General features: G+C 67.0%; 24 protein-coding genes. 10 read left to right on the top strand and 14 right to left on the bottom strand.

Features of this window, described 5'->3' with window-relative positions:
* Nucleotides 1-68 precede the first annotated feature (68 nt).
* Nucleotides 69-1,148, top strand: coding sequence for a 3-deoxy-7-phosphoheptulonate synthase (locus ACUCV0_RS06810; protein WP_059315704.1), 1,080 nt, complete (start codon nt 69-71; stop codon nt 1,146-1,148).
* A gap of 58 nt (nt 1,149-1,206) precedes the next feature.
* Here ACUCV0_RS06810 and ACUCV0_RS06805 read toward each other — a convergent pair whose 3' ends face one another.
* The gene (locus tag ACUCV0_RS06805) at nt 1,207-1,488 is read right to left on the bottom strand and encodes a GNAT family N-acetyltransferase (RefSeq protein WP_017641917.1); all 282 of its coding nucleotides are present in this window, start codon (nt 1,486-1,488) and stop codon (nt 1,207-1,209) included.
* A 444-nt stretch (nt 1,489-1,932) separates the two neighbouring features.
* Between ACUCV0_RS06805 and ACUCV0_RS06800 the strand changes: the two genes are divergently transcribed.
* Entirely contained in the window at nt 1,933-2,184 is a 252-nt protein-coding gene (locus ACUCV0_RS06800; protein ID WP_059315705.1) for an Lpp/OprI family alanine-zipper lipoprotein, read from the top strand.
* Nucleotides 2,185-2,307: 123 nt separating this feature from the next.
* Here the strand turns inward: ACUCV0_RS06800 and ACUCV0_RS06795 are convergent, their stop codons facing one another.
* The 3 genes from ACUCV0_RS06795 to ACUCV0_RS06785 form a co-directional block, all read right to left on the bottom strand.
* A complete protein-coding gene (locus tag ACUCV0_RS06795; protein ID WP_059315706.1) occupies nt 2,308-3,285 on the bottom strand; it encodes a L,D-transpeptidase family protein in 978 nt (325 codons plus the stop codon).
* Between the two features lie 74 nt (nt 3,286-3,359).
* Entirely contained in the window at nt 3,360-3,641 is a 282-nt protein-coding gene (locus ACUCV0_RS06790; protein WP_017641915.1) for a hypothetical protein, read from the bottom strand.
* Nucleotides 3,642-3,739: 98 nt separating this feature from the next.
* Nucleotides 3,740-4,294: an arylesterase gene (locus ACUCV0_RS06785; RefSeq protein ID WP_271655859.1), complete on the bottom strand. Its 555-nt coding sequence runs from the start codon at nt 4,292-4,294 to the stop codon at nt 3,740-3,742.
* A 148-nt stretch (nt 4,295-4,442) separates the two neighbouring features.
* Here ACUCV0_RS06785 and ACUCV0_RS06780 point away from each other — a divergent pair, with 148 nt between their 5' ends.
* Genes ACUCV0_RS06780 through greB form a run of 3 tightly spaced genes read left to right on the top strand, consistent with a single transcriptional unit; the run spans nt 4,443 to nt 8,131 of the window.
* Nucleotides 4,443-5,117, top strand: coding sequence for an ABC transporter ATP-binding protein (locus tag ACUCV0_RS06780; RefSeq protein WP_059315708.1), 675 nt, complete (start codon nt 4,443-4,445; stop codon nt 5,115-5,117).
* Entirely contained in the window at nt 5,114-7,624 is a 2,511-nt protein-coding gene (locus ACUCV0_RS06775) for an FtsX-like permease family protein (protein ID WP_313648239.1), read from the top strand. Before ACUCV0_RS06780 ends, ACUCV0_RS06775 begins: the two co-directional genes overlap by 4 nt.
* Before the next feature lie 3 nt (nt 7,625-7,627).
* Nucleotides 7,628-8,131, top strand: a complete 504-nt coding sequence (gene greB, locus ACUCV0_RS06770; protein WP_313648240.1) for a transcription elongation factor GreB — start codon at nt 7,628-7,630, stop codon at nt 8,129-8,131.
* Between the two features lie 4 nt (nt 8,132-8,135).
* Here greB and ACUCV0_RS06765 read toward each other — a convergent pair whose 3' ends face one another.
* A complete protein-coding gene (locus ACUCV0_RS06765; protein ID WP_059315711.1) occupies nt 8,136-8,441 on the bottom strand; it encodes a hypothetical protein in 306 nt (101 codons plus the stop codon).
* A 153-nt stretch (nt 8,442-8,594) separates the two neighbouring features.
* Nucleotides 8,595-10,025, bottom strand: coding sequence for an MltF family protein (locus tag ACUCV0_RS06760; RefSeq protein WP_059315712.1), 1,431 nt, complete (start codon nt 10,023-10,025; stop codon nt 8,595-8,597).
* A gap of 88 nt (nt 10,026-10,113) precedes the next feature.
* Between ACUCV0_RS06760 and ACUCV0_RS06755 the strand changes: the two genes are divergently transcribed.
* The 3 genes from ACUCV0_RS06755 (at nt 10,114) to ACUCV0_RS06745 (ending at nt 12,632) form a co-directional block, all read left to right on the top strand.
* On the top strand, nt 10,114-11,037 hold the full coding sequence (locus tag ACUCV0_RS06755) for a TatD family hydrolase (RefSeq protein WP_482212348.1): 924 nt from the start codon (nt 10,114-10,116) through the stop codon (nt 11,035-11,037).
* A gap of 66 nt (nt 11,038-11,103) precedes the next feature.
* Entirely contained in the window at nt 11,104-12,378 is a 1,275-nt protein-coding gene (locus ACUCV0_RS06750; protein ID WP_059315714.1) for a methyl-accepting chemotaxis protein, read from the top strand.
* 74 nt (nt 12,379-12,452) lie between these two features.
* A complete protein-coding gene (locus tag ACUCV0_RS06745) occupies nt 12,453-12,632 on the top strand; it encodes a hypothetical protein (protein WP_059315715.1) in 180 nt (59 codons plus the stop codon).
* On the opposite strand, the gene ACUCV0_RS06740 is transcribed toward ACUCV0_RS06745, so the two are convergent.
* The 5 genes from ACUCV0_RS06740 to ACUCV0_RS06720 all read right to left on the bottom strand — a co-directional run bounded on the left by ACUCV0_RS06740 (nt 12,614) and on the right by ACUCV0_RS06720 (nt 18,258).
* Nucleotides 12,614-14,623 carry a DUF3488 and transglutaminase-like domain-containing protein gene (locus tag ACUCV0_RS06740; RefSeq protein WP_313648242.1) on the bottom strand — a complete coding sequence of 670 codons (2,010 nt, stop codon included), beginning with the start codon at nt 14,621-14,623 and terminating at the stop codon, nt 12,614-12,616. The two genes, ACUCV0_RS06745 and ACUCV0_RS06740, sit on opposite strands and share 19 nt — an antisense overlap.
* On the bottom strand, nt 14,620-15,576 hold the full coding sequence (locus ACUCV0_RS06735; protein WP_313648243.1) for a DUF58 domain-containing protein: 957 nt from the start codon (nt 15,574-15,576) through the stop codon (nt 14,620-14,622). Before ACUCV0_RS06735 ends, ACUCV0_RS06740 begins: the two co-directional genes overlap by 4 nt.
* Entirely contained in the window at nt 15,573-16,490 is a 918-nt protein-coding gene (locus ACUCV0_RS06730) for an AAA family ATPase (RefSeq protein WP_059315718.1), read from the bottom strand. Before ACUCV0_RS06730 ends, ACUCV0_RS06735 begins: the two co-directional genes overlap by 4 nt.
* A gap of 102 nt (nt 16,491-16,592) precedes the next feature.
* On the bottom strand, nt 16,593-17,291 hold the full coding sequence (gene pyrF, locus ACUCV0_RS06725; RefSeq protein ID WP_059315719.1) for an orotidine-5'-phosphate decarboxylase: 699 nt from the start codon (nt 17,289-17,291) through the stop codon (nt 16,593-16,595).
* Between the two features lie 91 nt (nt 17,292-17,382).
* On the bottom strand, nt 17,383-18,258 hold the full coding sequence (locus tag ACUCV0_RS06720) for a LysR substrate-binding domain-containing protein (RefSeq protein ID WP_313648244.1): 876 nt from the start codon (nt 18,256-18,258) through the stop codon (nt 17,383-17,385).
* Nucleotides 18,259-18,340: 82 nt separating this feature from the next.
* Between ACUCV0_RS06720 and ACUCV0_RS06715 the strand changes: the two genes are divergently transcribed.
* Nucleotides 18,341-18,796: a multidrug/biocide efflux PACE transporter gene (locus ACUCV0_RS06715; RefSeq protein WP_482212347.1), complete on the top strand. Its 456-nt coding sequence runs from the start codon at nt 18,341-18,343 to the stop codon at nt 18,794-18,796.
* A gap of 48 nt (nt 18,797-18,844) precedes the next feature.
* On the top strand, nt 18,845-19,012 hold the full coding sequence (locus tag ACUCV0_RS06710) for a DUF2897 family protein (protein ID WP_271655602.1): 168 nt from the start codon (nt 18,845-18,847) through the stop codon (nt 19,010-19,012).
* Between the two features lie 61 nt (nt 19,013-19,073).
* Here ACUCV0_RS06710 and ACUCV0_RS06705 read toward each other — a convergent pair whose 3' ends face one another.
* The 3 genes from ACUCV0_RS06705 to ACUCV0_RS06695 form a co-directional block, all read right to left on the bottom strand.
* Nucleotides 19,074-20,183, bottom strand: coding sequence for a Gfo/Idh/MocA family protein (locus ACUCV0_RS06705; RefSeq protein ID WP_482212346.1), 1,110 nt, complete (start codon nt 20,181-20,183; stop codon nt 19,074-19,076).
* A gap of 113 nt (nt 20,184-20,296) precedes the next feature.
* Entirely contained in the window at nt 20,297-20,833 is a 537-nt protein-coding gene (locus ACUCV0_RS06700) for a hypothetical protein (protein WP_482212345.1), read from the bottom strand.
* A gap of 107 nt (nt 20,834-20,940) precedes the next feature.
* Nucleotides 20,941-22,374, bottom strand: a complete 1,434-nt coding sequence (locus tag ACUCV0_RS06695) for an aminotransferase-like domain-containing protein (RefSeq protein ID WP_482212344.1) — start codon at nt 22,372-22,374, stop codon at nt 20,941-20,943.
* Nucleotides 22,375-22,401 lie beyond the last annotated feature (27 nt).

Below are 22,401 nucleotides of genomic sequence, written 5' to 3'. Positions count from 1 at the left end.
CCCTCCCCACCGTATTTTGCCTGCACGGGCCCCGTCCTGTCGCAGCGCCGTGACCGACGAGTAGCACCATGGCCGCACAGCCCCGCCTTAACGACCTCAACATCGAAGCCAACGAGCCGCTCATCACGCCCGAGCAGCTCAAGCAGGAGATCCCGCTGAGCGATCTCGCCGCCGACACCGTCGCCCAGGGCCGCCAGGTCATCCGCGACATCCTCGACGGCAAGGACCATCGCCTGTTCGTGGTGATCGGCCCCTGCTCGATCCATGACATCAAGGCCGCCCACGAATACGCCGAGCGGCTCAAGGCACTGGCCGCCCAGGTCAGCGACAGCCTCTATCTGGTCATGCGCGTCTACTTCGAGAAGCCCCGGACTACCGTGGGCTGGAAGGGCCTGATCAACGATCCCTACCTGGACGACTCCTTCAAGATCCAGGACGGCCTGCACATCGGTCGTCAGCTGCTGCTGGACCTGGCGGAAAAGGGCCTGCCCACCGCCACCGAGGCGCTCGACCCCATTTCCCCGCAGTACCTGCAGGACCTGATCAGCTGGTCGGCCATCGGCGCGCGCACCACCGAGTCCCAGACCCACCGCGAAATGGCCTCGGGCCTCTCCTCCGCGGTCGGTTTCAAGAACGGCACCGATGGCAGCCTGACCGTGGCCATCAACGCCCTGCAGTCGGTTTCCAGCCCGCACCGTTTCCTGGGCATCGACCAGCGCGGCCAGGTCTCGGTGGTGATGACCAAGGGCAATCCCTATGGCCACGTGGTACTGCGCGGCGGCAACGGCAAGCCCAACTACGATTCGGTCAGCGTCACCCTGTGCGAGCAGGCGCTGGTCAAGGCCAAGGTCAAGCCCAACATCATGGTCGACTGCAGCCATGCCAATTCCAACAAGGACGCCGCCCTGCAGCCGCTGGTGATGGACAACGTCGCCAACCAGATCGTCGAGGGCAACAACTCCATCGTCGGCCTGATGGTGGAAAGCCACCTGGGCTTCGGCAATCAGCCGATCCCGGCGGACCTGGCGCAGTTGGAATACGGCGTCTCGGTGACCGATGCCTGCATCGACTGGGCCATGACCGAGAAGAGCATTCTCGACATGCACCGTAAGCTCAAGGATGTGCTGCCGCGTCGCGCCCGCGACTGACGGATCAGCGCACACGAAAACGCCGGGCTCAGCCCGGCGTTTTTCATACAGCGGCCATTCAGGCCAGCGGCGTCACCTGCCCACGCCGCTCCAGGTAGTGCTCCACATAGGAGCAGGAGGGAATGACGCTATAGCCGCGACTCTCGGCGTAGTTCAGCGCGTGCTCGGTCAGCCGCGCCGCCAGGCCGCGCCCACGCAGGGCATCGGGTACGAAGGTGCGATAGAAATCCATCGTCTGCTTGCCCAGATCCATATAGGCGAGATAGGCGCGCTGGCCGTCGACGGAAAGCTGGAACTGATGATTGGCTTCATCGTGTTCCACGTGCAGGGACTCGTTCATGACTACTCCTTGGCGGTTTGGCTCCGCCTTATCCATTGTTATCGGTGATACCCGAAGACGAGAACGCACCCTTCCTGTGCGGGACTGAGCCACAGCACGTCAGACCCCTACGGAAGAAACAGGTTCTGACCAGCCGTCGCACCGTAATGTAGCACTATATCAGGGCCTTCGACGCGGGAGCAGCCACGACGTCCTTCTTGACAACTTCCGCTCATCCTCTAACGTTTTGAAACGTTCGTGGCTTTCAGCCATCCAAGCAGTTGCTGATACCGGCTGCACGCATTCTGGGACGAACTCGGGGAGCGAAGGAGGATTTCCGCAAAAAATCTTTCTTCAACGGGTTTAGCTCAGTTTACTTACGACCGGTAATGAGTAGTATGTAGCCGCAATTTTCCACCTGGAAAATTGATCTTAAAACAGGATGTCTACCTCAAGGGGTTTACGATGAACAATGCTCTGAAATTCGCCGCCCTGGCTCTGGCCGCTGCTATGGCCACTGGTTGCAGCACCGCTAACAAGGAAAGCGAAGCTCGCCTGACCGCTACCGAAGACGCCGCTGCCCGCGCCCAGGCTCGTGCTGACGAAGCCTACCGTCACGCTGACGAGGCTCTGGCCGCCGCTCAGAAAGCTCAGCAGACCGCTGACGAAGCCAACGAGCGCGCCCTGCGTATGCTGGAAAAAGCCAGCCGCAAGTAAGGCGCCCCGGCTGGAAAGGCGAATGGCAACAGTCGCCTTTCTCGGAGCAAACAAAAAGCCCGCCATCTCAGATGGCGGGCTTTTTGTTTGTCGGACCGGCCGAGCGTGCTCAGCCGGTTGGACTCACAGCGACTTGGCGGGCGCCTTGGCCACCGCACCGGGAACCACACCGGCGGGCAGATCGGCGATTTCCACTGGCAGGCCGTCCTGGCCCTGCACCACGTCACGCACCGTGGCCCAGTTCACCGCGCTGTTGGCCTGCAGCAGGTCGTCGCGCTTGATCAGCGCATTGACCACCGCGGCCTGACGGTCGATGTCGGTCGGATCGCCCTTGAGGTTGACCGGCTGATGGGCTTCCAGGTAGAGCTTGCCCTGGCTGACCCCGAACTTGTAGGGCTCGTCGATGATCCGCACCGGGGTACCGACTGGCAGCATGCTCACCAGTTCGGTGACGTTGAAGTTGTACATGCGGAAGCAGCCGTGGCTGACCTGCATGCCGATGCCGAACTTCTTGTCCGAGCCGTGGATGAGATAGCCCGGCAGGGTCAGGCGGATCTTGTAGGGGCCCAGGGGATTGTCCGGGCCGGGCGGCACCACCTTGGGCAGCGGATCGCCTTCGGCGGCATGCTCGGCACGAATGGACTCCGGCGGATACCAGGCTGGATCCTTGATCTTGTCCACCACCTTGGCCACCCCGACCGGCGAGCCCCAGCCATCACGGCCAATACCCAGCGGGTAGGTGAACACCGAATGACCACCCTTGGGGTAGTAGTACATGCGGTATTCGGCGATGTTGATGACGATGCCTTCGCGCGGTCCGGGCGGCAGGATGAAGCGCGTCGGCAGGACGATCTCGGTACCGGCGCCGGGCAGCCAGGCGTCGACGCCTGGATTGGCCGCCACCATCTCGGTGTAGCCCAGGTCGTACTTCTGGCCGAGGTCGGCGAAGGTGTCTTCGTAGGCGGCCTTGATGACCTGAACCTCGCCGACCACGTCTTCACCGGGTGGCGGCAGCGGCAACTCCAATGCCTGCGCCGTACCCGCGCTCAACAGACCAAACAGCGAGAGGGAACCGACCAGGGTCGAAACGCGCGCGGGCATGGGATGAATCCTTGCAAGGAGCAATAAGGTGACGGCGCGAATTGTACACGGCTCGCCCCGCGTCCGGCAGAGCCTCAAAAAGCCTGTAACGGATTGGGCAGCCCCCGTTTGGCGCCTTGCAACCGCTGCAGGCAGGCCGGGCACAAGGTCTTGAGCGCCAGTCCACGGCGATCCAGCGGGTGCAGTCGCGGCCGCGCCGGCAACAGGGTGCCGCACAGGGTCCGGTCGGTGGGCGAGCCCAGCTCCAGCTGCCGGGCGACGATATGGACCCGGCCCTCGCGGCAGGCGAACAGGTCGAGCTGGGCATCGGGCTGGATCAGCTGATAGCCGTGCATGGACCGGGAAAGGCGGGACATCGGGATACTCCAGGGGCGGTTCCGCCGGGCGGTCGATTGGCCGGACCGGCGGGGCGCGCAACCTTAGCGGAAAGCCCCTTCGGGGAAAAGTCCGACGTTCAGTCGCGCAGCAGTGGCTGCAGGTGCGGCCAGGCGTTTTCCAGCAGCCGTTGCTGGGCATTGGCCTGGGGATGAATGCCGTCCGGCTGCATGAAGGCCGGATCGCCCCCTACCCCTTCGAGCAGGAAGGGCACCAGGGCCACTTGCTGGGCCTTGGCCACGTCCGTGTAGACCTGGGCGAAGCCGTCGGTATAGCGCGGCCCATAGTTGGGTGGCAGGCGCATGCCCAGGAGCAGGACACGGGCGCCCTTGGCCTTGGCCTGCTCCACCAGGGCGGTGAGGTTGCGCTCGATCTGGGCCAGCGGCTGGCCGCGCAGCCCGTCGTTGCCGCCCAGCTCGATGGCCACGACCTCAGGCCGATGGTCGGCCAGCAGGGGTGGCAGCCGTGCCAGGCCTCCAGCCGTGGTATCACCGCTGATGGAGGCGTTCACTACCTGGTAATCGATCTTCTGCTCCTGCAGGCGCTGCTCCAGCAGCCGTACCCATCCCTGGCCATCGGCCAGGCCGTAGCCGGCACTGATGCTGTCACCCACCACCAGCAGGGTGCGCGCCATGGCCAGCGGCGTCAGGGTCAGGCACAGCAGGGCCAGTAGCCAGGCAATGCCTTGGCGCAAAGGCGCTCTGGACTTCGCGCGGCTTTTTGACTCTAACTCGCCACAGCCGCCCGTTTGCGGGCCCCTCGAATACGGCATCGGATACCTCATGAGCGAAGTCATTTTGCTGGCACGAGACCTTAGCAAGGTCGTCACGGGCGCGGAAGGTGCGCTACCGATCCTCCAGGCGCTGGATCTGGAACTGGAAGCCGGCGACAGTTTGGCCATCGTCGGCAGCTCGGGTTCCGGCAAGTCCACCCTGCTCGGGCTGCTGGCCGGTCTCGACCTGCCCAGCAGCGGGGAGGTCCATCTCGCCGGCCAGCGCCTGGACACCCTCGACGAAGACGCCCGAGCCCGCCTGCGCGCGGAACGGGTGGGCTTCGTCTTCCAGTCCTTCCAGTTGCTGGACAGCCTCACCGCCCTGGAAAACGTCATGCTGCCCCTGGAACTGGAGGGCGCGCGCCAGGCCCGTGAGCAGGCAATGGCCCTGCTGGAGCGGGTCGGCCTGGGTGAGCGCCTGCGTCACTATCCTCGCCAGCTCTCCGGCGGCGAGCAGCAGCGGGTCGCCCTGGCACGGGCCTTCGCCCCGCGGCCGAGCATTCTCTTCGCCGACGAACCCACCGGCAATCTCGACAGCCGCACCGGCGGCCACATCAGTGACCTGCTGTTCGAGCTCAACCGGGAACAGGGTACGACGCTGGTGCTGGTGACCCATGACGAGCGCCTGGCCGCCCGTTGCGCCCGCCAGTTGCGCCTGGAAGGCGGTCGGCGGGTCGCGGCATGAACAGGACCGGTCTGCCGCTGGCGCGGCTGTTCCTCCTGGCCTGGCGCCAGAGTCTGCGCGAGATTCGTGCCGGCGAGATCCGCATGCTCTGCCTGGCCCTGGTGGTGGCCGTCGCGTCCAGTGTCGCCATCGGCTACTTCACCGCCCGCCTGGGCGCCGGCATGGAGAATCGTGCCAGCGAATTCCTCGCCGCCGACCTGGTGCTGCTGGGCAGCGAACCGGCGCGGCCGGAGCAGGTGGACGCTGGCCTGCAACTGGGCCTCGAACACAGTCGCACGCTCAATTTCAGCACCATGGCCGCGGGTGCCGAAGCCTTGCAACTGGCCAGCGTCAAGGCGGTCCAGGCGAATTTCCCGCTGCGCGGGGAGATGCGCAGCGCTACGGTACCGGACGCTCCCGACCAGCCGGGTGGCGCTCCCGCTCCTGGGGAAGCCTGGGTCGAACCACGCCTGCTGCTGGCCCTGGACGCCAAGGTCGGCGACCGTCTCGACATCGGGCGCAAGCCCCTCACCATCTCCCGGGTACTCACCTATGAACCGGACCGCGCCGGTGACTTCTACAGCCTGACACCACGGGTGCTGATCAATCTCGACGACGTCGCCGCTACCGGCGTCATCCAGCCCGGCAGCCGGGTGCGCTACCGCGAACTCTGGCGGGGCGAGCCTCAGGCCCTGGCCGCCTACCGCCAGGCCCTCACGCCGGACCTTGCCGCCAACCAGCGTTTCGAGGGACCCGGCGATGGCAATCGCCAGCTGGGCAACGCCCTGGAGCGTGCCCAGCGTTATCTCGGCCTGGCCAGCCTGGTGGCAGTGGTGCTGGCCGGTGTGGCCGTGGCGCTGTCGGCCAATCGCTTCGCCACCCGGCGCTTCGACGCCAGCGCCCTGCTGCGCTGCCTGGGCCTGACCCGGCGCGACGCCTTGGTGCTCTATGGCCTGCAACTGGGACTGCTGGGGCTGGCCGCGAGCCTGCTCGGCGCCCTGCTGGGCTGGCTGGCGCAGCTGGTGCTGTTCCAGCTCCTCCACGGTCTCCTGCCAGCACGGCTGCCGCCGGCCGGCATTGGTCCGGCACTCGCGGGCATGGGTACCGGACTGGTCGCCCTGGCTGGCTTCGCCCTGCCACCCCTGGCGGCCCTCGGCCGGGTACCGCCCTTGCGGGTACTGCGCAGCGATCTGCAACCGGTGCCCCTGCGGACCTGGCTGGTCTATGGCTGCGCCCTGCTCGCCCTGGGGCTGATCATGTGGCGGCTGTCGCTGGACCTGCGCCTGACCCTGGCGCTGCTGGTGGGCGGCCTGGTAGCCGGCCTGCTGTTCGGCAGCCTGCTCTACCTGGCGTTGCGCCTGCTGCGGCGAGGATTGCAGGGTGCGCCCCTGGCCTGGCGCCTGGGCCTGGGTCAACTGCTGCGCCATCCGCTGGCGGCAGTGGGCCAGACCCTGGCCTTCGGCCTGATCCTGCTGGCCATGAGCCTGGTGGTGCTGCTGCGGGGCGAGTTGCTGGAGCGCTGGCAGGCGCAATTGCCGGCCGAGGCGCCCAATCACTTCGCCCTCAATGTGCTGCCGGACGAGCGCCAGGCCTTCGCCACGGCGGTGAGCAAGCTCTCGCCCCATGCCAGTCCGCTCTACCCCATCGTCCAGGGCCGCCTGGTCAGCGTGAAGGGGCATCCGGCCCAGGAAGGCCTGGAGGACGACTCCCGCGGTGGGCGCGCCACCCGACGCGATCTCAACCTGACCTGGTCGGCGCAGTTGCCGGAAGGCAACCGCCTGGAAGCCGGCCAGTGGTGGGATACCCTGCCCGCCGGCGACCTGCCCGGCGTCTCGCTGGAAAGCGAGCTGGCGCGCAGCCTTGGCGTCGGCCTGGGTGACACCCTGGGCTTCGTCATCGGTGATCGCCAGATCGAGGCACGCGTCACTAGCCTGCGGCAGGTGGGTTGGGACAACTTCCAGCCCAACTTCTTCGTCATCTTCGCCCCGGGTGCCCTGGAAGGCGTGCCTTTCACCTACCTGGGCAGCTTCTACCTGCCGCCGGGCCATGACCGCGAGTTGCTGGCCCTGGCCCGACAGTTCCCGGCGGTGACCCTGCTGCCCATCGACGCCCTGCTGGACCAGCTGCGCAGTATCCTGCGCCAGGTCAGCGTGGCGGTGGAGTTCGTGCTGCTCTTCGTGCTGGCTGCCGGCATTGCCGTGCTGCTGGCCGGCTTGCAGGCGACCCTGGACGAGCGCATCCGCCAGGGCGCCCTCCTGCGTGCGCTGGGTGCGCGACGAGAGCTGCTGCAACGGGCGCGGCGAACCGAATTCATCCTGCTCGGTGGCACCAGCGGCTTGCTCGCGGCGCTTGGTTGCGAGATCGTCAGCGCCCTGCTCTACCGGCTGGCCTTCGACCTGGACTGGCAACCCCACCCCTGGCTGCTGCTCCTGCCGGTGCTGGGCGCCTTGCTGGTCGGCGCGGCCGGACTGCTGGGCACGCGGCGGGCCATCACCGCCAGTCCGTTACTGATCCTGAGAGAAAGCTGATCCATGAGTCGTTACCGTCCGCCGCGCACCGCCGGCACGCCCCTGATCACCGCCGCTGGCGAGGCGCGCCTGCGCGCCGAACTCCACGAGTTGTGGAACGTGCGCCGGCCCCAGGTCACCCAGGCGGTGAGCGAGGCGGCCGCGCTGGGCGACCGTTCGGAAAACGCCGAGTACATCTACGGCAAGAAGATGCTGCGCGAGATCGACAGCCGGGTGCGCTTTTTGCGCAAGCGCCTGGAGAATCTCAAGGTGATTCGCGACCGCCCTGCCGACCCGACCAAGGTCTATTTCGGCGCCTGGGTCACCCTGGAAGACGACGACGGCGCCGAAAAGCGCTACCGCATCGTCGGCCCGGACGAACTGGACCTCAGGCAGAACCTCATCAGCATCGACTCGCCCTTGGCGCGGGCGCTGGTGGGCAAGGCGCTGGACGCGGAAGTCCGGCTGGAGACGCCAGCCGGTGACCAGCGCTGGTATATCGTCGAGATCACCTACCCCGACGACTGACGACTCAACGGCGTCGGGTAATCACGCCCTGCCGCGCTACCCGGGTCAGTTCCCGCACCAGGGGTTCGAGACCGGCCTGGCCCGGTGACTGCACCACGGCGAAGTCGAAGCTGTCATCGCCGAAGAGACGCAACTGCTCGGCCTGGTTGGCGAAGCGAATCTGCAGGGTGCGGCTGTGGGGCCAGCGCTTGGGCCAGCCTTCGAGATAGCGCAGCAGCGTAGGCTGGTCGGGACCGCCGAGCAGAATGGTGGGATGACAGGCGAGCCTGCCCTGGGTGAGCGGGGTAAGGCGTAGCGGGAGAGGAAGCATGGACGAAATTCCGCCTCGTAGATCCAGCTGGGCGGTAGTACGAGGCCTGTTCCGTCCAGCGCTTTAGCGGTATTTGGGAGCGCCCCGCAAGTTGCTGTTTAAATCGGCGCAGGATCATCCTAGGGAGGCCTCGGCTGCCCTGTCAAGCGGGTCTCAACCGTCCTTATGCCCAGTCTCTTCAGGGCTTGCCGCCGCCACGGCCGGCGCCTCGAGACGCGCCCGTTCACGACTGAAAGCCACCCGGTACTTGTTGACGCTGGCAACATAGTTGACCACCCCGATGCCCACTTCCTCGGCGGCGATGCGTTCGACCTGGAAGAACCAGCGATCACCATCCAGCCCCTGCTTACGCGCCTTGGCCCGCAGTGCCTGGACGCGCTCCGGCCCCAGGTTGTAGGCCGCCAGGGTAAAGGCACGGCGCTCGCGCTCGGTCAGCCTGGGACTGGAGAAGAATTCCCGGCGCAGGCGTGCCAGATAGCGGGTGGCGGCCTTGACGTTGTCCTCGGCGGAATGAAGGCTGCGCACCCCGACACTGCGCGCCGCCCGTGGCGTGATCTGCAGCAGTCCGGCGGCGCGTCCGGCGCCGCGGGCGTGGGGATCGAGACCGGATTCCTTGTAGGCCATGGCGGCCAGGGTCAGCCAGTCGAAGTCGTAGGCCTTGGCATAGCGCTGCAGCAATGGCCGGACCCTGGCCAGCCGCTTGCGGTCATGGGCCTGCAGCGGATCGCGTACCTGGTAGCGGCGTGCATAGGCCTGGCGAAAGGCCTTGTCGTCGTCCCGCGCCACGGGTTGCCGAGCGAAGGCCCGGACCCGCTCGGCGAGCTGGTGCGCCGGGGCGCGTAGATACCAGAGCTGGGCCTGGTCATGCGCCACCACCAGGCGGTCGGCCACCCGCAGTCGGGACAGCACCCGCGCCCAACGATGAGCCAGGCCGGATTCGACGACGGTGAGCGGGTAGATACCAGCCTGGGTCAGCTCCAGGACATCTTCCACCGCCAGGGTCGGATCGGCCCACTCGACCTGTACCGGCCGCAGCCTACGCTTCTCCAGCTGGGCGTTGAGCCGCGCCAGGGCCGGCCCGGCGGCACTGCCCTGGGGCAGCACGATTCGACGGCCCGCCAGCTGTTCCAAATGGCGTGGCAGACGCTGACCACGCCCACTCACCACCACCAGGCTGGTGGGTGCTGCCACCGACGCGGCGATCAGCGCCGAATGCGGTGGTGGCAGCAGGGTTTCGCCCGGCGCCACCAGATCGCCCTCGCCTCTTTGCAGCGCTGGCAGCAGATCGTCCTTGGCCTTGGGGACGAAGACCAGCCGTAGCGGCCGGCCACCAGGCTGGTGCTGCAAATAACGAGCGAAGGCCTCCAGCCGCCGATACTCGACGCCCAGCGCCTGGCCGTTCCATTCGCCGGAGCTGTGCCGGCTCTGGTTGACCAGGACGCGCAATTCCCCGGCGCGCTCGATGGTGGCCAGGTCGCGCGCCGCGACATGGCGCGGCGCTTCCGGTGGCAAGGCGCCCAACCGGGCCTGGACGGAGCAGGCGAGCAGGCAGCCGAGGATGGCAAGGGTGAATCGAAACGGCATCCAGGACTCCTGACCTGGCCGGGACAGCGCCGATAGCACCCGGACTACGGATAGAATGAAGAAACAAAGTCTGTAGAAGGCCCGCACCATGCAATTGATCGACATCGGCGTCAACCTCACCCATCCCAGTCTGCTCAAGGAGGTGGACGCGGTGATCGAGCGAGCCCAGGCCGCCGGGGTGATGCAGCTGGTGCTCACCGGTACCACGCTGGAGGACAGCGAGAACGCCCTCAACCTCTGCCTGCGCCTGGACGCGGGCGAAGCCCTGTTCAGCACTGCGGGCGTCCATCCCCACGAAGCCTCGACCTGGAACGCAGCCGCCGCCAAGACCCTGCGCGACCTGGCCAGCCAGCCCAAGGTGCGTGCCCTGGGCGAATGTGGGTTGGACTTCAATCGCGATTTCACCCCGCGACCGCAGCAGGAGCGCTGCTTCGAGGAACAGCTGGCGCTAGCCGCCGAATTGCGCCGGCCCGTGTTTCTCCACGAGCGCGACGCCAGCGAGCGAATGCTGGCCATCCTGCGCGACTATCGCGACCACCTGCCGGCGGCGGTGGTCCACTGCTTCACCGGCGAACGCAAGGCGCTCTACGGCTACCTGGATCTCGACCTGCACCTGGGTATCACCGGCTGGATCTGCGACGAACGCCGCGGCCTGCACCTGCACGAGCTGGTCGGACAGATCCCGGTCGGCCGACTGATGCTGGAAACCGATGCGCCCTACCTGTTGCCACGCACCCTCAGACCCAAGCCGCGCCATGGCCACAACGAACCGGCTTTCCTGCCGGAAATCCTGCGCACCGTGGCCCGTCTGCGCCAGGAAACACCTGAACAGACTGCCCTGCACACCACCGCTACCGCCCGGGCCTTCTTCGAGCTGCCGGAGATCATCGTGCCAGAGCGGGATGAGGAATTCAGATATGTACGGGGTGCCGCTGCGCTAAAGTCGGGGCCGCGCGGGCCGTTAAACTCAGGGCTTGTTCCACGGCGTCGCCTTCCTCTGGCAGGACGTTGACGCCAGTCAAGATCCGGGTTGTGCCAGCCTGCCAGGCTGTGCGGCCCCGCCGACTGGATGCCCCCTATGTTTGCCTGGCTGCGTGATATCTCCCTCAAATACAAGTTCTGGGCGGTCAATGCCGTCGCCTTCGTCACCAGCCTGCTGCTGGTGCTGTTCGCCATGCAGCTGGAAGTCTCCGGTCGCGCTGAACAGCTCAAGGCGGTCAAGACCGCCGTGGGTGACGCGGCCGCCCATCTGAGCGCCCCGACCTTCGGTGAAGTCTTCCTCGCCCGCGCCCCGGAATACGCCTTGGCCGTAGGCGTGCTGATGCTGGTGCTGCTGGTGGCCTCGCAGCTCTTGATCCGCTTCATCCTCGGCAATCTGCAGCGCCTCAAGGACACCATGCTGCGGGTGGAGCGCGAGGGCGACCTCACCGCGCGGGTCGAGGTCCGCGGGCGCGACGAGGTCGGGCAGATGACCCAGGCCTTCAACGCCATGCAGGACAGCTACACCCGCGTCGTCGGTACCGTGGCTGCCAGCGCCTCGCGCCTGGACGAGGGCGCCGGGCGCCTGGCCAGCGGCATGCAGGGCGTCCGCGGCGGCATGCAGGATCAACAGCACGAGACCGATCAGGCCGCCACTGCCATCAACGAGATGAGCGCCACCGTGCAGCAGATCGCCGAACACGCCGCCGGTACTCGCGACCAGTCCCAGGAAGCCGATCGCCTGGCCGGGGCGGGTCAGCAGGCGGTGGATCGCGTCAGCCATTCCATCGCCGGCCTCTCCCAGGGCGTGCAGCAGACCGCGGTGATGATCCAGGAGCTGGCCGAGAACAGCGAACGCATCACCAGCGTGGTCAATGTCATTCACGGTATCGCCGAGCAGACCAACCTGCTGGCGCTCAACGCCGCCATCGAAGCCGCTCGCGCCGGCGAGGCCGGCCGTGGCTTCGCCGTGGTGGCCGACGAGGTGCGCAACCTGGCCAAGCGCGTCCAGGGTTCCACCGACGAGATCACCCGCATGGTCGACGGTCTTCAGGCCGGTACCCGCGATGCCGTGGAATTCATGCGCGAGAGTTCGCTCAAGGCCGACGACTGCGTGGTGCAGGCCGGCGCCGCTGGGCAGGCCCTGGCCGACATTACCGCTGCCGTGACCCTGATGCGCGACAGCAACACCCAGATCGCCGTTGCCGCGGAACAGCAAGCCCAGGTGGCGGAAGAGATGAGCAGGTCGGTTGTAGGCATCCGCGATGTCACGGAAAGGACCATGCTGCTGACGCAGGAGTCGGCCAGCACCAGCACGGAACTGGCCGCCCTCGCAGGAACCCTGAATCAGGCGATCCGCCAGTTGCGCCTATAGCCTCCATAGCGAGAGCGCATTCGCACGGTTGCCCGACAGGCGGCAAGATGCCCGCACGTTTTCGGAGAACCGTCATGCGCTCGGTCACTACCCTCACTTCTGCCGTTCTGCTCTTGCTTGGCCTGGGCTGCATCGCCCAGGCCCTGGGCAACCCCCATCCGCAACCGCTGATCCTGGCGGCCGTCGTCTGCCTAGTGGCCTTCGCGCTGCAAGAGCCTGACGCCCTCCCCGCACCTCAGTCACTGCGCGCCTGACGGCCACGCAGCTGACGCTTCAGCTGCTTCAAGGCGTTCGCCAGTGCGACCGGATCGCTCGGCCGGTTAGCATAGCGTTGCGCCTGGAATTCCTGGGAAAAAGCCGTAATGGCCTCTCGGGCTGCTGGCAGCTCCGCCATCGCCCGACCGGCGAAGGAGCCGGCCGGTTCACCACTGCGCCGTCTCACCCCCTGGCGCGCCAGTAGGCGCTCGAACTGGCCGAAGCGCGCCAGCAGCGGATCTCGCGTCCGCTGCCAGGGCTTGAGCACCAGGAGCGCCATCACCCCGAGTACGCCCAGCACCAGCAGTGCCAACAGCAGCCCCAGCCGTTGCAGCGAACCCTCACCGAGCAGGCGCTTGAACAACTCGCCCTGGGTATCTTCCTGGTAGTTGAGCACCCAGCGCTGCCAGCCGTAGTTGATGCGATCCCAGCCGAGCCGCAGGCCGTTGAGCCAGGCCAGGTCGCGGTAGCGATTGGCGGCGAAGGGATCGTCGGCGAGAAATTCGTTGGCCGCGCCCTGGGCCGCCAGGGCTTCCTGCAGGCCGCGTTCGATCCGCTCGGGCGCCACCTGGGCGGTGGGATCGACACTGATCCAGCCGCGCGCCGGTAGCCAGTATTCCACCCAAGCGTGGGCATCGAATTGCTGCACCAGCAGATAGCCGCCCGCGGTGTTGAATTCACCACCCTGATAGCCGGCCACCACTCGCGCTGGAATGCCGGCAACCCGCAGGGCGAAGGTCATGGCGCCGGCATAGTGGGCGCAGAAGCCGCGACGATTGTCGAAGAGGAAGGCATCGATGGCATCCACGCTCGCCGTGGGTGGTTGCAGGGTATAGACGAAGGGCTGCTGGCGAAAATAGGCCAGGATCGCCTGGGCCAGGGCGTCGGGCGTCGGCTCGCGCGCCTTGAGCTGGGCCACCCAGGCTCGGGTGCGCGGCTCGCCCCCGCTGGGCACCTGCAGGGCCCGGCGCTGGCTGGAGGCTGAGAGCCGGTCCGGCTCACGGCGGGCCTGGGGCCAGCTGCTCGCGCGATAGAGCAGCGCCTGGTCCACCGGACGGCGGCGCTGCAGATGGAAGTCGCTGGCCAGGCGTACGTCGCGCTGATCGGTGCGCGCCACGTCCAGGCCATAGAGCCAGGGCCGACCGCTCGGCTCCATCACCACCTGATAGTCCAGCCGGGGTCCGACGGGCGTCCAGGCCGGTTCCGGACTCCAGGCCGTGTCCGGGTCGACCGACCAGCGCGTACCATCGAAGCGTTCATAGGTGGTGGCGCGCCAGTAGAGGTCACGCTGGGCCGGCCGCTCGCCGTCGAAGCTCACCCTGAACACCCGCTCGGCGGACTGCGACAGCTGGGCGATCTCGCCGGGCGCCATGCTGTCGCCCAGCCCAGTGCGCGCCTGGTCGCCCGGTTGCGGCAGTGACCACAGCGGGCCGATACGGGGAAACACCAGGAACAGCAGCAGCATCAGGGGTACCGCCTGGAGCAACAGCGTGCCGGCGACCTTGAGGGTCGCCAGCGGACGGCTGGCCAGGGCACTCTGCTGCAGGCCGATCAGCGCCGCCACCAGGGCGGTCACCGGCAGCAGGCTGTAGAGCGCGGCGAGCAGGCCGTCTTCGAACAGGTAGGCGATCACCACGGCGAAAAAGCCCAGGTAGATGACCACCAGGGCATCGCGACGGCTGTGCATCTCGATCAGCTTGAGGGCGAAGGTCACCAGCAGCAGGACGGCACCCGCGTCCAGACCGATGAAGGACCCGCGCGACAGCCAGATACCGCCCATGGTCAGCAGCAGCAGGCCGCCCTTTTCCAGACGGGTGGGCGCGCGAACCTTCATGCGGAACAGCAGCACCCGCCAGCCGGCGCAAAAGCCCCAGAGCAGCCCGACCCAGGGCGGCAGATGGGTGAGATGCGGCAGGATCACCAGGGCCTGGGCCACCAGCAGCCAGACCAGGGCGATGCGCGGAATGGGTTGCGGCACGGCGGTGCTCATGCCGGCCGCCCGAACAGGGCCAGGGCCTGCAGGGCCGCATCGCGGTGAGGCTCACCGGTGGCCGGACTCAGCTCCACGCCGGGCAGGCGCAGGCCGAAGCCCAGCTGACGGCTACTGCAGTCCAGCACCGCCTGGCACAGCCAGGATAGCCGCGTCTCGGTATCGCCATCGAGTACGGTGAAATCCAGCCAGAGTTCGCTGCCGGCCAGGGCGGTGAAGTCTTTCACCAGCAGCCCCTGCCCGCGAGAAAAGGCCTTCCAGTCCAGCCGCCGCCGTGAATCGCCGGGCTGATAGGGCCGCAGCCCCTGGAAGTCGTCGGCGCCCTGCCCCGTCTGGCGCTGGCCTTCCTCGCTACCGGCATCCTGGCCACTGCGCAGCGGCGTCGTGGTCGCCAGCGGCTGCGGATAGACCAGGGCGCGCACGTCCAGGTCGAGCCAGCTCCAGGCGACGAACAGGCCGAGCGGGAAACGGCTCTCCACCCGCATCCGCGCGGGCCTGAGCCAGCCGCGCGTCGGCGCCGGATGGAACACCTGCAGGGCGACGCTCTCCCCGGCGGGCACATCGCTGAGGATCAGGGGCTCGCCATGCCAGCCCAGGCCGATGCCCTGGTGTGCCCGACGGTCGCTTTCCAGGCGCAGGCGAAACCCGGCCGCCTCTCCGGCGAACACCGGGCCGGCCCCGCCACCGGCCAGTTGCAGGCCGGCCAGGTTGCGATAGGTATGCAACATGGCCACCAGCGCCAGGGAAAACAGCAGGAAGGTCAGGCCATAGGCCAGGCTGTTCTGGTAATTGATGCCAGCCAGCAGCATCAGCAGCAGGGCAATGGCGAAGGCGCCACCCTGGCGGGTGGGCAGAATGAAGATGCGTCGCTGATCGAGGGTGATGCGATTGGCTGGCGGAATCCGCCGGGCCAGCCAACCGTCTCGATAGCGCTGCCAGGCGCCGCCGGTCACAGCGCCGGGACTTCGCGCAGCAGCCACTGCACCAGGGCGCCGCCGCCATGCCCGGCAGGATCGGCGATGTCGCGCAGGCGATGCCCGGCCACCGCCGGCAGCACCGTCTGGACATCCTCGGGCAGCACGTGGTCACGGCCCGCCAGCAAGGCCCAGGCTCGGGCCGCGGCCAGCAGGGCCAGGCTGCCGCGGGGTGACAGGCCGAGCGCGAAAGAGGTCTGGGTGCGGGTGGCCTCCACCAGGCGCAGCACATAGTCCACCACCGCCTCGCTGGCATGGATGCGCGGCACCTCGGTCTGGATCAGCCGCAGCTGGGCATGATCCAGCAGTGGCTCCAGGCGCGGCAGCTGCTCGCGCCCGGAACCGCCAAGCAGCAGGGCGCGTTCCGCGGCGCGGCCGGGATAACCGAGCGACAGCCGCATCAGGAAGCGGTCGAGCTGGGATTCCGGCAGGGCGAAGGTGCCGCCCTGGGAAACCGGGTTCTGGGTAGCGATGACGAAGAAGGGCTCGGGCAACGGCCGGGTGGCGCCCTCGATGGTCACCTGCCCCTCCTCCATGGCTTCGAGCAGTGCGCTCTGGCTCTTGGGCGTGGCCCGGTTGATCTCGTCGGCCAGTAGCAGCTCGGCGAACACCGGGCCGGGATGGAAGACGAACTGACCGCTGTCGCGATCGAACACCGAGGTGCCGAGGATATCGCCGGGCAAGAGGTCCGAGGTGAACTGGATACGCTGGAAGGACAGCCCCAGCACCTTGGCCAGGGCATGGCTGAGGGTGGTCTTGCCCATGCCGGGCAGGTCCTCGATCAGCAGATGCCCCCGCGCCAGCAGGCAGGCCAATGCCAGCCTGACCTGGGTTTCCTTGCCCAACAAAACGCCGTCTACCGCCTTGAGACAGGCGTTCAACCTATCGTGCATGCCCTGAGGTCTCTCGCCTTGCGCCGACGCGGGAAGGCGTCGGCCTGCAGAACGAGAATAGCAGCACCTTTTGCCGGTAGCCGCGCCCGGGAGATTTAACGCTTATTTCAGGGTGGCGAGGATCTCTTCCACGGCGCGTGCCGGATCGGCCGCCCGGGCGATGGGACGGCCGATCACCAGGTAGTCGGAGCCGGCATCCAGCGCCTCGCGCGGGGTAAGGATGCGGCGCTGATCGTCCAGGGCGCTGCCGGCCGGGCGAATACCAGGGGTGACCAGTTGCAGCGCTGGTTGCGCGGCCTTGAGCGCCGACGCCTCCTGGGCCGAACAGACCAAGCCGTCCATTCCCGCGCGGGCGGCGAGGCCAGCCAGACGCAGGACCTGTTCCTGGGGATCCACGTCCAGACCGATGTCGGCCAGGTCCTCACGCTCCATGCTGGTCAGCACGGTGACACCGATCAGCAGCGGCTTGGGTCCGCTGAAGGCCTCCAGGGTCTCGCGACAGGCGGTCATCATGCGCAGGCCACCTGAGCAGTGGACGTTGACCATCCACACGCCCATCTCCGCGGCAGCCTTGACCGCCATGGCGGTGGTGTTGGGAATGTCGTGGAATTTCAGGTCGAGAAACACCTCGAAACCGCGTGTGCGCAAGGCCTCCACCACACCGGCGGCGCTGGCGGTGAACAGCTCCTTGCCAACCTTGACCCGGCAGGTGGCGGGGTCGAGCCGGTCGGCCAGCGCCAGGGCGGCGGACGACGAGGGGAAATCCAGGGCGACGATGATGGGAGACTGGCAGGCGGACATGGGGGCTCTCGGCAAAACGGCAAAGGCCGGCATTTTCGCAGAAAAGCGCCGCGCGGGCACTTGGCAGCTGCCCGACACGGGCCTTGGTCAGTCAACTGGGCCTGAGCAACCGCTCGCGCAGCCAGTTGCCCGCTGGCCCCAGTGCTCGTCGCCGTGACCAGACCACATCCACCGCCACCCGCTGCGGCCAGCCTGGCACGGCCAGTTCCACCAGACGGTCCTGGCCAAAGGTCTTCACCAACCAGAGCGGCAGCTCGGCCCAGCCGAAGCCTTGCACCGCCATGTCCAGCAGCAGCAGGTAGTCCGGCGCCGACCAGCAGCGCCCCCGGGTGTCCGGCAGACGGCAGACCTGCTGGGAGGATTCGGTCACGGTGCTAAGGCGCAACAGGCGATAGGGCGCGAGGTCGGCAGTGGTGACCCGCGGCAGTTCCGCCAGCGGGTGATCGGCAGCCACGTACAGGCCAAAGGTCACCAGGCCATCCAGGGTCGCCGCCTCGATATCCGCCGGGTACGGCGGCTGACCCGCCAGCAGGCCCAGGTCCGCCCGCCCCTGCACCAGGTTGAGCACATCGGCGTCCTCGGCGATCAGGCATTCGAATTCGAGATCCGGATAACGCTGGTCCAGCTCGGTCAGGAGCGCCTCATAGCGGGTGGGCTGGTAGGTATCGGAAATCACCAGCGTCAGGCGTGGCTCCACGCCGGCCGCGAGCTGGGTGGCGCGATTGGCCAGGCGGTCGTGGGCGGAAAGCACGGCACGCGCCTGATCGAGGAGCTGCTCGCCCGCCGCCGTAAGCAGGGGATAACGGCCCTGCCGGTCGAACAGCACCACTCCCAATTCATCTTCCAGCCGGGCAATGCTCTCGCTGATGCTGGACTGGCGCTTGCCCAGGACGCGTCCGGCCGCGCTGAAAGAGCCCGAGGCAGCAGCTTCGACGAAGGCCTCCAAGGCCTCGGCATTGGGATACATATCGGCTCCGCCTATGGACACCACTTTGATCCCCCTAGCTTAGCCGATGAGACTGAAGGCCTGTCCATTGCGGAGTAGCCTCATGTCCATCCAGCTCACCCAGCGTCCCGCCAGTGCCCGCGTACTGCACGCCTTGCTCTTCGAAGGGATGGCCGTGCTGCTCGCCACTCCGACCCTGGCCTGGCTGCTGGATCGCCTCCTCGGGCACATGGGCCTGCTTACCGCTGCCTTTTCCGCCATCGCCATGATCTGGAACCTGGTCTTCAACCTGGGCTTCGATCGACTGCAGCAACGCCTGGGCTTCACCCGTGGCCTGGGTGTGCGCCTGCTGCATGCCCTGGGCTTCGAGGGTGGATTGATCGTGGTGCTGGTGCCGCTGGCCGCCTGGTGGCTGTCCATCAGCCTGTGGCAGGCCCTGCTGCTGGACCTGGGGCTGATCCTGTTCTTCCTGCCCTATACCCTGGCGTTCAACTGGCTCTACGACCTGGGTTATGCCGCCTGGCTCAAACGCACGAGCGTAGCCTGCCGGGCGCACTGATAAGCTCTCCTGTGGTCGAAACTTTACAGCCACTCAAGGAGAAGACAGATGCCCTGGTATGCCTGGTTGATCCTGCTGGTCGCCGTCGGCTCGGTGGTCGGCAGCCTGCTCATGCTCAAGGACACGGCGCGCAAGGTGCCCCTGACCGACGAACAGAAAGACAAGATTCGGCAACGCAATGCCGAGATGGATGCCAAGGAGGCCCAGGACCGCTGAAGGCAACCCTGGCTCCCAGAGAAGGCCCTGCCGCATCAGCGTGCCGCAGGGCCTTGCTTCGTCAGGACTCCAGTGGCGCCTTGGTGTTAACGTACTCCGGCACCTGCGCCAGCGGCAGGCTGCGTACCTGCTCAGCGGTGGGTCCCTGGCGCTTGGGTAGCGGCTCCAGGCGCTGCGGCTGACCGCTTTCCAGGGCGCGCTCAATGGCCGCCAGCACGCGTACGTCGCGCCAGCCCTCCTCCCCGTCCATTTCTGGCTGGCGATCCTGCAGGATGCAATCGGAAAAATAGGCCGTCTCGGCGCCGAAGTGATCCACCACCGGTGCCTTGTGCTCTTGGGTTTCGCCATCCACGGTCAGGCGATAGCCAATGGCGACCCCTTCACCGAAACCAAAGCACGGCGAGGCCTCGATCTCACCCTTGCGGCCCACCAGCTGGAAACGCTCGGTATTGGGACCACTGAAGCTGACGGTAAAACTCGCCAGCCGCTCCTCGGGGAAGCGCAGGGTCACGGCCACGGCATCCCAGGTCGTGACGTCGCGTCCTGGTGTTTGCGCACCCACCGCACTGACTTCGATGGGCTCGTCACCAAAGAGCGCCCGCACGGCATTGAGCGGATAGGGCCCCATGTCGGTGACCGGGCCAGCCCAGAAGCCACTCTGCGCCCGGTGATTGGTCGTATCGACCGGCTGGGTGAAGGTCGCGGTGAACAGGCGCGGATCACCGATCTCGCCCTTGCGCACCCGCTCGATCATCTCCACCGTGCCCGGCTCGCAATGCAGTCGATAGGCGATCATCAGCTTGGCCCCGGAGCGCTTCGCTGCCGCGTTGATCGCCTGGCATTCTTCCTCGCTGATCGCCATGGGCTTTTCCAGCAGGACGTGGATACCGGCATCCAGCGCCGGCACCGCGAATTCCAGATGACGGAAGTTGGGCGTGGCCAGGTAGATTGCATCGATCTCACCCGACGCCAGCAGGGCTGGAAACTCTTCGTAGGCATAGCTCTTGAGGCCGTACTTGGCGGCCAGATCCCGCGCCTTGATGGGATCGCCGGTGACCAGGGCGGTCATCTCGGAATTGTCTGTCTGACCAACCCCGGGCATGAAGGCGCCCTGGGAAATCCAACCACCGCCTACTACCGCATAACGAATTTTACCAGTCGCACTGGGCATGGAACGCTCCCGAATCCAGGCAGACGACGTGTCCGCCACCTGAACTGTCGGCAAGCATCCAGGCGACTAAGTTCCGGACGGGTGTTCAACAATGGCAAGCCAGCTGCAGCGGGTTAGCGTCGAAAGCGCAACTCGACCTCGGCCCCTTCGAAATCGTCGCTGCGATCCCGGCTGATGACCCGCCCGCCCAGCTCGAAACGGCCAGGGTCATCCTTGCCGCGAAACAGCTGTGGCAGCAAGTTGGCTTCGGCAACGGTGTTCTCGGCCTTCTTGGGCGCGACGCGGCGTGACGTCAGCGCCTGGGGCGCCTCGACTTCACCCGGCATGCTGAGGTCGAGAGGATGGGCTGCGGCCGGTGGCGCCTTGGGCGCGGCAGGTTTCTTGAGTTGACTGTTCTTCGCCAGGTCCCGCTTTTTCAGTGGCGGCGCGGTTAGCACGAAGGCCTTGGCTGGCAAGGGGTCCAGACGCAGGGCACGCAGGTCCGCCGCACTACCTTGCGCCGCACTTGCCACGGGTGGCGCGGCAGGTGCGGGTGCCGGAGCGGCAGCCGGCGCGGCTGGGGCCTTAGCGGTCTTTGGTGGCGCGTCGTTGTCGCAACCGACCAGCGAAAGAGCCACCGCCGTCACCATCATCGCCAGGTATGCACGCATAGGTCCACCATCAGCAAGGCAAGGCGCCTCGACCGGAGCGGCGGGCGCGACAGGAGTCAGCTACTACAACCGACCCGCCGGCCGCGAACCGGGTTCCAGAAGCGCCGCTAGGCGGCCAGGGTTTCCTGGCAGAGCTGACGAGCGAGCAGGCCGAGGGTCATCAGCGCCCGCTGGGCATCGCGCCCCCAGGGCAGACCGCAATTGAGGCGGATGCAGTGGTTGAACTGGTCGGTGTTGCTGAAGATCATGCCCGGGGCAATGCTCACCCCCTGATCCAGGGCCCGCTGGTGCAGCAGGCGGGTATCCACCCGCACCGGCAGGCTGACCCAGAGGATGAAGCCACCCTTGGGCCGACTCATCTGGGTGCCCTCGGGGAAATGCTCCTGGATCGCCAGCTGGAAAGCGGTCATGTTGCGCCGGTACTCCTGGCGGATGGCGCGCAGGTGGCGGTCGTAGCCACCGTTCTCCAGATAGGCGGAAACGCCCATCTGGGTCACGCTGCAGGCCGAATGGGTGGTGAAGGTCTGCAGTCGGCAGATGTCCTCCTGATAGGGCCCGGCCACCACCCAGCCGATACGGACGCCGGGCGACAGGGTCTTGGAAAAGCTCGAGCAGTAGATGACGCGTCCCTGCTTGTCGAGGGCCTTGAGCGCCTTGGAGCCGCTTTCGTAGGTCAGCTCCCCATAGATGTCGTCTTCGACGATGGCGATGTTGCGCTCCGCCGCCAGCCTGAGCAGCTGCTTCTGCCGCGCTTCGGGCATGCTGCCACCCAGGGGATTGCTCAGTCGCGGGGTCACCACCAGGGCCTTGACCGGCCACTGGCTCGCCGCCAGCTGTAGCGCTTCGACGCTGAGACCGGTTTCGGGATCGCAGGGAATCTCGATCACCTTGAGGCCCAGCACCTCGGCCAGCTGCAGGAGGCCATAGTAGGACGGCGACTCGGTGGCGATCAGATCGCCTGGCTTGGTCAGCACCCGCAGCGACATCTGCAGGGCATCCACGCAGCCGTGGGTGATCACCACCTCCTCCGGACTCACCACCACCCCGGCATCGCGCAGGCGGATCGCCACCTGACGGCGCAGGGGCTCAAAGCCCGGACTGTGCAGGTAGGAGAAAGCCGCGCGGGCCTGGAAGCGGGTGACCTTGGACAGTTGCTGGTGCAGCGCCCGCAGCGGCAGGTAATCGGTCTGGGGCACGGCCATGCCCAGGGGCACCACGCCTTCGCGACGCGATTCGGCCAGGACCTGACTGATGATGCCCGCGCGGGTCACCAGACTGGGCCGCTCCACCGTGGCGATGTCCGGCGTCGGCGCGGTCAGCGCCGGAGTCTGGTGCACATAGAATCCCGACTGCGGTCGGGCACGGATCAGCCCCTGGTCTTCCAGGGTGGCATAGGCCTGCAGGACACTGGCATGGCTCACGCCCAGTTGCTGACTCAGCTTGCGCACCGACGGCACCCGCTCGCCGGGCTTGTAGACCCCTGTGCGGATATCGTTCGCCAATTGCTGGGCGATGCGCTGATAGAGCAACAGGTTGGTCATGGCGTCTTCCTGGACGAGAGCGGAACA

The organism is Pseudomonas sp. VMV1, assembly GCF_056790235.1.
The sequence above is the reverse complement of the archived record's forward strand: the minus strand, read 5'-3'. Positions and strand labels throughout refer to the sequence as shown.

Bases quoted from the DNA above. Each gene is read 5' to 3' on its own strand.
- ACUCV0_RS06810 (WP_059315704.1), top strand. From the start codon at position 69: ATGGCCGCACAGCCCCGCCTTAACGACCTCAACATCGAAGCCAACGAG.
- ACUCV0_RS06805 (WP_017641917.1), bottom strand. From the start codon at position 1,488: ATGAACGAGTCCCTGCACGTGGAACACGATGAAGCCAATCATCAGTTC.
- ACUCV0_RS06800 (WP_059315705.1), top strand. From the start codon at position 1,933: ATGAACAATGCTCTGAAATTCGCCGCCCTGGCTCTGGCCGCTGCTATG.
- ACUCV0_RS06795 (WP_059315706.1), bottom strand. From the start codon at position 3,285: ATGCCCGCGCGCGTTTCGACCCTGGTCGGTTCCCTCTCGCTGTTTGGT.
- ACUCV0_RS06790 (WP_017641915.1), bottom strand. From the start codon at position 3,641: ATGTCCCGCCTTTCCCGGTCCATGCACGGCTATCAGCTGATCCAGCCC.
- ACUCV0_RS06785 (WP_271655859.1), bottom strand. From the start codon at position 4,294: ATGGCGCGCACCCTGCTGGTGGTGGGTGACAGCATCAGTGCCGGCTAC.
- ACUCV0_RS06780 (WP_059315708.1), top strand. From the start codon at position 4,443: ATGAGCGAAGTCATTTTGCTGGCACGAGACCTTAGCAAGGTCGTCACG.
- ACUCV0_RS06775 (WP_313648239.1), top strand. From the start codon at position 5,114: ATGAACAGGACCGGTCTGCCGCTGGCGCGGCTGTTCCTCCTGGCCTGG.
- greB (WP_313648240.1), top strand. From the start codon at position 7,628: ATGAGTCGTTACCGTCCGCCGCGCACCGCCGGCACGCCCCTGATCACC.
- ACUCV0_RS06765 (WP_059315711.1), bottom strand. From the start codon at position 8,441: ATGCTTCCTCTCCCGCTACGCCTTACCCCGCTCACCCAGGGCAGGCTC.
- ACUCV0_RS06760 (WP_059315712.1), bottom strand. From the start codon at position 10,025: ATGCCGTTTCGATTCACCCTTGCCATCCTCGGCTGCCTGCTCGCCTGC.
- ACUCV0_RS06755 (WP_482212348.1), top strand. From the start codon at position 10,114: ATGCAATTGATCGACATCGGCGTCAACCTCACCCATCCCAGTCTGCTC.
- ACUCV0_RS06750 (WP_059315714.1), top strand. From the start codon at position 11,104: ATGTTTGCCTGGCTGCGTGATATCTCCCTCAAATACAAGTTCTGGGCG.
- ACUCV0_RS06745 (WP_059315715.1), top strand. From the start codon at position 12,453: ATGCGCTCGGTCACTACCCTCACTTCTGCCGTTCTGCTCTTGCTTGGC.
- ACUCV0_RS06740 (WP_313648242.1), bottom strand. From the start codon at position 14,623: ATGAGCACCGCCGTGCCGCAACCCATTCCGCGCATCGCCCTGGTCTGG.
- ACUCV0_RS06730 (WP_059315718.1), bottom strand. From the start codon at position 16,490: ATGCACGATAGGTTGAACGCCTGTCTCAAGGCGGTAGACGGCGTTTTG.
- pyrF (WP_059315719.1), bottom strand. From the start codon at position 17,291: ATGTCCGCCTGCCAGTCTCCCATCATCGTCGCCCTGGATTTCCCCTCG.
- ACUCV0_RS06720 (WP_313648244.1), bottom strand. From the start codon at position 18,258: ATGTATCCCAATGCCGAGGCCTTGGAGGCCTTCGTCGAAGCTGCTGCC.
- ACUCV0_RS06715 (WP_482212347.1), top strand. From the start codon at position 18,341: ATGTCCATCCAGCTCACCCAGCGTCCCGCCAGTGCCCGCGTACTGCAC.
- ACUCV0_RS06710 (WP_271655602.1), top strand. From the start codon at position 18,845: ATGCCCTGGTATGCCTGGTTGATCCTGCTGGTCGCCGTCGGCTCGGTG.
- ACUCV0_RS06705 (WP_482212346.1), bottom strand. From the start codon at position 20,183: ATGCCCAGTGCGACTGGTAAAATTCGTTATGCGGTAGTAGGCGGTGGT.
- ACUCV0_RS06700 (WP_482212345.1), bottom strand. From the start codon at position 20,833: ATGCGTGCATACCTGGCGATGATGGTGACGGCGGTGGCTCTTTCGCTG.
- ACUCV0_RS06695 (WP_482212344.1), bottom strand. From the start codon at position 22,374: ATGACCAACCTGTTGCTCTATCAGCGCATCGCCCAGCAATTGGCGAAC.